Raw genomic sequence first — 7,593 nt, 5'->3', positions numbered from 1 at the left:
ACGAGTAGACATTGTGGAGGGTTGTCCATCCTTGTCTATGAAAAATGAAGCGGCAGGCGTTGCCATCGCAATATATATTTTTTAATGTTGACTTACTTATGAAAGTTTTTTTTGCTTGTTAGTTTACATCTAAAAAGAGAGATAAAACTGTAAGTTTAGGGTCTTTTACCGTGTTAATTCAAGAGAAAAAGTTGTTTTTAATTGGTCAGGTAACTGCCTTGAGTGGAGTTCCTATTAGGACAATTCGCTATTACGAGAGTTTGGGTTTAATTCAGTCTATCGGACGAACAGAAGGAGGATTTCGCCAGTTTTCATCAGATGTGTTGACTCGTCTTTCTTTTATTAAATGTGCTCAAAGCTTAGGTTTAAGCTTGCAAGAAATCGGCGAAATTCTTCAAGTTTATGATGGAGGAAAACCAGCCTGTGATCAAATTCATCACAAGCTGAAAGATAAAATATTAGAAATTGATAAACAAATTGAACAGTTATTAACCTTGCGAGAGGAATTGAGAGGATTACTGTCCGGGTGGAACAGCTTATCAACAAAGCCGCAAGATACAATCTGTCCCATAATTCAGAACAATTGAATAACAGATTTCACGCTTTTGGTGGTGGTGTAGCTTAAGCTACGGGCAAAATAAGGTGTCGCGCGTGTTGTGTCCTGTGGTTGGATTGGTACCTTGGGCGACTTTGCACAATTTCTCTTGCTCATATTTACGCAGCAGCACATCAGTAAAATCTGCTCCGTCAATAATAGCACCATCAAACCTGGCGTTAGCAGCAGAAGCACCCTCCAACACCGCATTTGTCAAATTTGCCTTAGTGAAACGAGCTGAGTCTAAAATAGCATTTGTCAGGTCAGCTGCTTCAAGATTTGCTGATTCCAGCTTTGCAGAAAACAGACTGACGCCGCGCAAATTAGCGTGACTAAAGTTACTGTTGCGGAGGTTAGTTTGATTAAAGCTGGAGTCTGTCAAGTCACGTCCTGAGAAATCAGACCCGATCAAAGTTTCTTTATTGTAGTCAAGTGCTAAAGCTTCTGGAGCAAAACTTGCAAAACCAACAGATGCAGTGATGCAAATGACAACCCAAAGTAATAAACTGAGTGTGCTTACCCAAATTCGATTGCTTAACTTACTCATTGTACTTTTTGCCAATGGCAGACCATTCTTCATATCATTATCTCGATATAGGTATCGCAGGAGAAGACCTGGTAGCTGAATGGTTACAATCTAATGGTTGGGTCATTTTGCACCGTCGATGGCGTTACCGTAACGGAGAAATTGATATCATTGCCCAATATGATGGACAGCAACAGCCAACGAAACAAGGAGAAAAAGCACTACAACAGGGAAAGAGTAACACAGGGAACGAAACAACTGTTGTTCCCTCACTCTCGCCTTCCCTCACTCCCTTATCTCCCACACTCGCGTTTGTGGAAGTGAAAACTCGCAGCCGAGATAATTGGGATGCTGGGGGAAGAAACGCCATCACAAAACAGAAGCAAACAAAACTCCAACAAACGTCTTTAATGTTCTTAGCTAAATATCCTCAGAAGGCAGACTACCCTTGTCAATTTGATGTTGCTATTGTCTACTGTCAACAAATATCACAAGGGTTAGCTGCGCTTACAATTTCTGAAGAAGCTATAACCACTGTATCTGTGGGTGGATATTTGTTGATGCTAGAAGAATATATTCCAGCAGCTTTTGATACTTAACTATACTGACATATAACAGGTTATGTAAGTCAAAGGCATCACGCCAGTGTTTCTGGACAATAGCCCAAACCTCTGACAAACTGTTGCCGGAACGCCTCTATTTCTTCTTTTTCTGGGTTACCATGAGAGACGATCGCTACCTGGTAGCGACGCATCACGTCAACTGGACACTGTCCTGCTTCCAAACTCCAAAACGCCATTTGCACTCGCATTTTTGGTTCGTAGCTAATTCCTAGTTCACTGAGGAAAGCCCGAATATCCCCATCTTCTTGAGGTGAGACGTGACGTTTTAGTTTGACTCTAACCACCCAACCATCAATCTGATGAATGACGGTGACGAACGAAACAGGTATTTGGGGTTTACCGTGCAAAAATTGAACAACCCTTAGAGTTAGACTGGCATTTGCCAGGTAATACAAGTATTCCATCGGTGTGTTTGGGATCAAAGCCAATCCTACACTCTTATTATCCGTATAAAGACCCTAGTGCTGGCTAGGGTAAAAGCCCCCGTTTTTAGATAGGGAGGTTTACCCAATTTTCATACAGTTGTTTCCGTGTGAGCTAATTGCATTCATGACAAAGTTATAGAAGGAGAATTCAGTGGGGATCACGGAATTCTCTATAAAAAAAAGCCAAGACAAGTTTTCAGACAGTCGAAATATAAATGCAGCAACAACCAGCAAAAACCAATTTTAACCCAACATCTAGTCCTGACAAGGAAGACTTGGAATTAGATAGTTCTCTAACTGGGTATGACTATGAATTACCTCAAGAACTCATAGCCCAAAACCCAGTGGTTCCCAGAGATCATTCCAAGCTTTTGGTAGTAAATTCCCGGAATACAGGTATAAAAGCAGAACCTATACACTGTATTTTCCGAAGTTTGCCAGAACAACTCAAACCAGGCGATTTACTGGTAATGAATAATACTAAAGTTTATCCAGCACGCTTGCATGGTCGTAAATCTACTGGTGCGGAAATAGAAGTATTGTTGTTAGAAGAACGCCAGCATAATTGTTGGTTAGCCTTAGTCAAGCCAGGAAAACGTTTCACACGGGGAGCGAAGATTATTTTTGAAGCAAGAGGAGAAACCAATTCTTCCTCATCTTCCCCATCCTCCCTCACTGCGACAGTCTTAGAAATAGACGAGGCGACTGGAGGGCGTCTGTTGCAATTTGATTTACCAAAAGGGATATCTTTAGTACACCTGTTGGATGTATTTGGTGAACTTCCTCTACCACCTTACATCACTGCATCTGATGCCCTTGGCGAACAGTATCAGACAGTTTATGCTAAAGTTCCAGGAGCAGTTGCAGCTCCGACAGCTGGGCTTCACTTTACGCCAGAATTATTAGAGAGGTTGAGCGATCGCGGAATTCATCAAGCTTTTGTCACATTACACGTTGGCGTAGGAACATTTCGCCCAGTGGAAGTGGAGAATGTAAAAACCCACAAAATGCATGAAGAATGGATTTCAGTGCCTTCCTCCACGGTAGAGCAAATCCGTGCAACTCAAGCATCTGGTGGTCGAATTATTGCTGTAGGTACAACAGTAGCACGAGCATTAGAAGCAGCTGCAGTCAAGGGTGAGTTGCAACCATTTTCTGGCAAAACCGATTTGTTTATCTACCCAGGCTACCAATGGCGAGTTGTAGAGGGTTTAATCACCAATTTTCACCTACCACGTTCTAGTTTGCTCATGTTGGTAAGTGCTTTAATTGGTCGGCAACGTTTGTTAAATATATATCAGCAAGCCATATCATCTCAATATCGCTTTTATTCTTTTGGTGATGCAATGTTAATCTTGCCAGAAGCGACAACAGGGAATAGGGAACAGGGAACAGGGAACAGGGAACAGTGAACAGTGAGTAAGCGCGCATTCGGCGTTTTCCCACGCCCAGGCGACTGGCTCTCCCATTGGGTGAACAGTTATCAATTGCTTGATGACTGATAACTGATGACTGATGACCCTTCGGGTATCTTCTGAGCCCTAGCGGGTACGGCCACGGCCCCGTGCCGAACGGAGACGCTGAGTCGCAAAGCGACACGCTGCGCGTATCTCCTACGGAGACGCTGCGCGTATGCCTACGGCACGCCTTACGGCTAACGCATGATTGCGTGCGCTTGCGCTTACGCCAGTCGCCTCTGTCGGGAAACCCTCCTGCAGCGCTGGCTCACTGATAACTGATAACTGATAACTGATTTCAAATAGGTAGGCGATTAATATCCTTATTGCAGCCAATAACAACCATTGCCTATAACGCTTCATAGTTATAGAGAGATGGTAGTCTTCCGCCATAAGCAAAAACACCTTAATTTAATTAAAAACACACATGGTAGCCTACTGTATGTGTTTATTTATGTTTTCATTATCGCTTCCATTATGAGTCCAACACTTTACCAGCAAATTCAGCAGTTTTACGATGCTTCTTCCAGTCTGTGGGAACAGGTTTGGGGCGAACATATGCACCACGGTTACTACGGTGCTGATGGTACACAGAAAAAAGACCGTCGTCAGGCGCAAATTGATTTAATTGAAGAAGTGATTAAGTGGACAGGAGTCCAACAAGCTGAGAATATTTTAGATGTCGGTTGTGGAATTGGTGGGAGTTCTCTGTATCTGGCAGGAAAATTTAATGCCAGAACAACAGGAATTACTCTGAGTCCAGTACAAGCTGCAAGAGCGACAAAACGCGCTTCTGAGTTTGGGTTGAGTGCAAGAAGTCATTTTCAAGTGGCTGATGCTCAAGCAATGCCTTTTACTGATAACTCTTTTGATTTAGTATGGTCACTAGAATCTGGTGAGCATATGCCGGATAAGAGCAAGTTCTTGCAAGAGTGCTATCGTGTGCTCAAACCTGGTGGAACGTTGATTATGGTGACTTGGTGTCATCGACCAGTTGATAATTTACTACTGACGGCGGATGAGGAGAAGCACTTAGCAGAGATTTATCGGGTGTACTGTTTGCCTTATGTGATATCTTTGCCTGAGTATGAGGTGATTGCTCGTGAATTAGGGTTACAAAATATTCGGACTGCTGATTGGTCGAAGGCTGTTGCTCCTTTTTGGGATGTTGTGATTGATTCGGCGTTTTCTCCAATGGCGATTTGGGGTTTGCTGTGTTCGGGTTGGGGTACTATTCAAGCTGCGCTGTCTTTGGGGCTGATGAGTCGGGGTTATGAACGCGGGTTGATTCGGTTTGGGTTGTTGTGTGGGAAGAAGTAACGATTAGCAACAAGACGCCAAGAACGCCAAGACAAAAACGCCAAGAGGAGAAAAGAGAATGGATCAGGTTTCTTCAAGACAGTTTCAGGGGAATTGGTTTTATAGTTTTTGGAAGTTTTCGCGTCCGCATACGATTATTGGGACGAGTTTGAGTGTGTTGGGGTTGTATTTGATTGCTGTTGCTGTTAGCGAACGCAATTATTCTTTATTTCCTCTTTTAGGTGCATGGGTTGCTTGTTTGTGTGGCAATGTCTATATTGTGGGGCTGAATCAACTTGAGGATGTGGCGATTGACAAGATTAATAAGCCTCATTTGCCTGTTGCTGCTGGGGAGTTTTCGTTAACGACTGGCAGATTGATTGTGGGTGTTACTGGTGTTTTGGCGCTGGTTGTTGCGTTGCTTCAAGGACCGTTTTTATTGGGAATGGTGGCGATTAGTTTGGCGATTGGTACTGCTTATTCTTTGCCACCTATTCGTTTGAAAAGATTTCCGTTTTGGGCGGCGGTGTGTATTTTTTCGGTGCGCGGAGCGATTGTAAATTTAGGACTGTTTTTGCACTATAGTTGGGTGTTTGAACAGAGTTCGTCAGTTACAGCGGCGGTATGGGTGTTGACGGTGTTTGTTTTGGTTTTTACTTTTGCGATCGCCATCTTCAAAGACATCCCTGATATGGAAGGTGACTTACTCTACAATATCAAAACTTTGACTCTCCAAATTGGTAAGCAAGCTGTTTTTAATCTTGCTCTTTGGGTGATTACTGTTTGCTATTTGGGGATGATTTTAGTTGGTGTGTTGCGGCTGGCTGAGGTGAATTCTGTTTTTTTGGTGATGACTCATCTTGTGGCGTTGGTTTTGATGTGGTGGCGGAGTAGACAAGTTGATTTGCAAGAGAAAAGTGAAATTGCTCGTTTTTACCAGTTCATCTGGAAATTGTTTTTCTTGGAGTATCTGATTTTCCCTATAGCTTGTCTTTTGGCTTGAAGATTTGGTGATAGGGTATGTGCGATCGCCCCTTGGGCGACTCCCTCTGGGAGTATCACCCCCTTGGGGCGGCTCCTTTGGAACTGCGCGTCTACACGTCTTGGCACTACTTGCTTTTGTCTCGCTATTTCAATTTTGTGCTTGAATTGAGTCATCTACTGGGGGATGTCTTCCGATAATTTTGTCTGCAGCACGAATATTAATGACTCGTTCTCGGTTCAATGCTAAGGCGGCTACTGTTGCTCTACCAATAGGGGTCAAACCAATAATATATAGCTTATCTGCTGACCAAATAAAATGCTCACTCCAAATATCTATTCTGGGATTAAATAGAGGTACTTCAACACCTGAATCAGAATCAACCGCTGTCGTTTTGTTTGATTTTTGACGGTTACAGTGAAAGCAAGCTAGCGCCAAATTATCAACTGCATCTGCTCCGTTTTTAGTTAATGGGATAATATGCTCAATCGTAAATTCTACATACTGCCATTGCTCAGAAGCATGACAATATTCACACAGGCAATTAGCACGCTGGCGTACTAGGGTTTGAATATCTTTGGGAATTTGACGACGTGCTGACATATATCAAAATCAGACGCTCGTTTGTGTCAAGAAAGCATTACGAACAGTCCGATTAATAAAACTTAAGTAATCGTCAATTTCTTCGTAAAGGTCGAGTTCGTGTTCTTCATCCGAAGTCAGTGGAGAAATGTGTTGTTTTGTCAAGAGTTCTTCAATACGATTTTGTACAGTGCTAGAAGCTCGAAAGATAGGAATTCCCTCAACTAATTCGATGCGAACTGCACCTTCAATTGGGAGACTATGGGGCAAGTTTTGTAATTTTGGTGGGAGTAACATTGTCGTAGTTTTCGTCTTTCTAATAGCGATCGCTCTTGTTTATAGTCATATCTCAACCCAATCCCAAATGCAATTTCAATGCAGCATCAATTAATACCATCATTTCTTCATTTAAACTACCATACACTTCGCCAATAATTCGCTGCTTGGAAATTGTTCGCACTTGCTGTGCCTGTACTTTAGAAGGCTTTGTTAAACCACTATCCTCTGGATTGAGCAAAACCTCAAACGGATAAACACGGGTAACATTAGAAGTGATTGGTAAAATTGTCACTGTGGTAGCAGCACGATTATTTGCATCATTACTTACTATTAGCACTGGACGGCGTTTATCCATTTCTGAACCCACCGCAGGACTAAGGTTTGCATAATAAATATCACCACGTTTCATCTGTCAAACCATCTGCTACTGTTACATCCCAATCGCTGTCAACTTCAGCAGATGCTTCTCGGTAAGCTTCCTCTAGTTCTCGGTTTCGCAGCAATTCTAATGCTTCTTCAATCACTTGAGAACGAGACTTGCGTCCTTTATTAAGTTTGTAATTTTCGATAAACTCCACTAAAGATGGTGGCAAGGAAATGGATAGTTTTTCGACATTCATATTCCTACTGATTAGTAGTAAAAATTATTCCTACTAATAGAGTAGCTTAATCTCAAACCGTTTGGGAGCATCGCCAAAAATGATTCGTGTGCGCGATCGCCGGAGGCGCAGCTAGCTTAACGCCAAAAATGATTCCTCCACGCGATCGCCAAAAGTGACTCCTCCTTCCTTCCCTCACTCCCTCCCTCCCGGGAGCATCCCAATG

11 protein-coding genes are annotated in these 7,593 nt (G+C 42.9%); 5 read left to right on the top strand and 6 right to left on the bottom strand.

All coding sequences use genetic code 11. The features are described from left to right. Positions 1-170 precede the first annotated feature (170 nt). Positions 171-587 carry a MerR family DNA-binding protein gene (locus DP116_RS25500; protein ID WP_169157814.1) on the top strand — a complete coding sequence of 139 codons (417 nt, stop codon included), beginning with the start codon at positions 171-173 and terminating at the stop codon, positions 585-587. Positions 588-626: 39 nt separating this feature from the next. Here DP116_RS25500 and DP116_RS25495 read toward each other — a convergent pair whose 3' ends face one another. Further along, positions 627-1,142 (bottom strand): pentapeptide repeat-containing protein, encoded by a 516-nt coding sequence (locus DP116_RS25495; RefSeq protein WP_169157813.1) that lies wholly within the window; start codon positions 1,140-1,142, stop codon positions 627-629. A 14-nt stretch (positions 1,143-1,156) separates the two neighbouring features. Between DP116_RS25495 and DP116_RS25490 the strand changes: the two genes are divergently transcribed. After that, positions 1,157-1,720, top strand: a complete 564-nt coding sequence (locus DP116_RS25490; RefSeq protein WP_169157812.1) for a YraN family protein — start codon at positions 1,157-1,159, stop codon at positions 1,718-1,720. A gap of 38 nt (positions 1,721-1,758) precedes the next feature. On the opposite strand, the gene DP116_RS25485 is transcribed toward DP116_RS25490, so the two are convergent. Beyond that, complete coding sequence (locus DP116_RS25485) at positions 1,759-2,148, bottom strand: hypothetical protein (RefSeq protein ID WP_169157811.1); 390 nt, start codon at positions 2,146-2,148, stop codon at positions 1,759-1,761. A 236-nt stretch (positions 2,149-2,384) separates the two neighbouring features. Between DP116_RS25485 and queA the strand changes: the two genes are divergently transcribed. The 3 genes from queA (at position 2,385) to DP116_RS25470 (ending at position 5,928) form a co-directional block, all read left to right on the top strand. After that, positions 2,385-3,581: a tRNA preQ1(34) S-adenosylmethionine ribosyltransferase-isomerase QueA gene (gene queA, locus DP116_RS25480; protein ID WP_169157810.1), complete on the top strand. Its 1,197-nt coding sequence runs from the start codon at positions 2,385-2,387 to the stop codon at positions 3,579-3,581. A gap of 522 nt (positions 3,582-4,103) precedes the next feature. Continuing rightward, positions 4,104-4,946, top strand: coding sequence for a methyltransferase domain-containing protein (locus DP116_RS25475; protein ID WP_169157809.1), 843 nt, complete (start codon positions 4,104-4,106; stop codon positions 4,944-4,946). A 58-nt stretch (positions 4,947-5,004) separates the two neighbouring features. Next, entirely contained in the window at positions 5,005-5,928 is a 924-nt protein-coding gene (locus DP116_RS25470) for a homogentisate phytyltransferase (RefSeq protein WP_169157808.1), read from the top strand. A gap of 129 nt (positions 5,929-6,057) precedes the next feature. Here the strand turns inward: DP116_RS25470 and DP116_RS25465 are convergent, their stop codons facing one another. The 4 genes from DP116_RS25465 to DP116_RS25450 are packed head-to-tail and all read right to left on the bottom strand — an operon-like array spanning position 6,058 to position 7,388. Then, the gene (locus tag DP116_RS25465; protein ID WP_169157807.1) at positions 6,058-6,510 is read right to left on the bottom strand and encodes an HNH endonuclease; all 453 of its coding nucleotides are present in this window, start codon (positions 6,508-6,510) and stop codon (positions 6,058-6,060) included. A 9-nt stretch (positions 6,511-6,519) separates the two neighbouring features. Continuing rightward, complete coding sequence (locus DP116_RS25460; RefSeq protein ID WP_169157806.1) at positions 6,520-6,786, bottom strand: hypothetical protein; 267 nt, start codon at positions 6,784-6,786, stop codon at positions 6,520-6,522. Positions 6,787-6,838: 52 nt separating this feature from the next. After that, complete coding sequence (locus tag DP116_RS25455) at positions 6,839-7,177, bottom strand: type II toxin-antitoxin system PemK/MazF family toxin (RefSeq protein ID WP_169157805.1); 339 nt, start codon at positions 7,175-7,177, stop codon at positions 6,839-6,841. Beyond that, complete coding sequence (locus DP116_RS25450; protein WP_169157804.1) at positions 7,164-7,388, bottom strand: ribbon-helix-helix domain-containing protein; 225 nt, start codon at positions 7,386-7,388, stop codon at positions 7,164-7,166. The genes DP116_RS25455 and DP116_RS25450 overlap by 14 nt, the downstream gene beginning before the upstream one ends. Between the last annotated feature and the right edge of the window lie 205 nt (positions 7,389-7,593).

This window comes from Brasilonema bromeliae SPC951, from assembly GCF_012912135.1.
In the GTDB taxonomy this organism is placed as follows: domain Bacteria; phylum Cyanobacteriota; class Cyanobacteriia; order Cyanobacteriales; family Nostocaceae; genus Brasilonema; species Brasilonema bromeliae.
The sequence above is the reverse complement of the archived record's forward strand: the minus strand, read 5'-3'. Positions and strand labels throughout refer to the sequence as shown.

What these genes read in the sequence shown, in the direction of transcription:
- DP116_RS25470 (WP_169157808.1), top strand. Translation starts at nt 5,005, where the DNA reads ATGGATCAGGTTTCTTCAAGACAGTTTCAGGGGAATTGGTTTTATAGT.
- DP116_RS25455 (WP_169157805.1), bottom strand. Translation starts at nt 7,177, where the DNA reads ATGAAACGTGGTGATATTTATTATGCAAACCTTAGTCCTGCGGTGGGT.
- queA (WP_169157810.1), top strand. Translation starts at nt 2,385, where the DNA reads ATGCAGCAACAACCAGCAAAAACCAATTTTAACCCAACATCTAGTCCT.
- DP116_RS25460 (WP_169157806.1), bottom strand. Translation starts at nt 6,786, where the DNA reads ATGTTACTCCCACCAAAATTACAAAACTTGCCCCATAGTCTCCCAATT.
- DP116_RS25465 (WP_169157807.1), bottom strand. Translation starts at nt 6,510, where the DNA reads ATGTCAGCACGTCGTCAAATTCCCAAAGATATTCAAACCCTAGTACGC.
- DP116_RS25450 (WP_169157804.1), bottom strand. Translation starts at nt 7,388, where the DNA reads ATGAATGTCGAAAAACTATCCATTTCCTTGCCACCATCTTTAGTGGAG.
- DP116_RS25495 (WP_169157813.1), bottom strand. Translation starts at nt 1,142, where the DNA reads ATGAGTAAGTTAAGCAATCGAATTTGGGTAAGCACACTCAGTTTATTA.
- DP116_RS25485 (WP_169157811.1), bottom strand. Translation starts at nt 2,148, where the DNA reads ATGGAATACTTGTATTACCTGGCAAATGCCAGTCTAACTCTAAGGGTT.
- DP116_RS25490 (WP_169157812.1), top strand. Translation starts at nt 1,157, where the DNA reads ATGGCAGACCATTCTTCATATCATTATCTCGATATAGGTATCGCAGGA.
- DP116_RS25475 (WP_169157809.1), top strand. Translation starts at nt 4,104, where the DNA reads ATGAGTCCAACACTTTACCAGCAAATTCAGCAGTTTTACGATGCTTCT.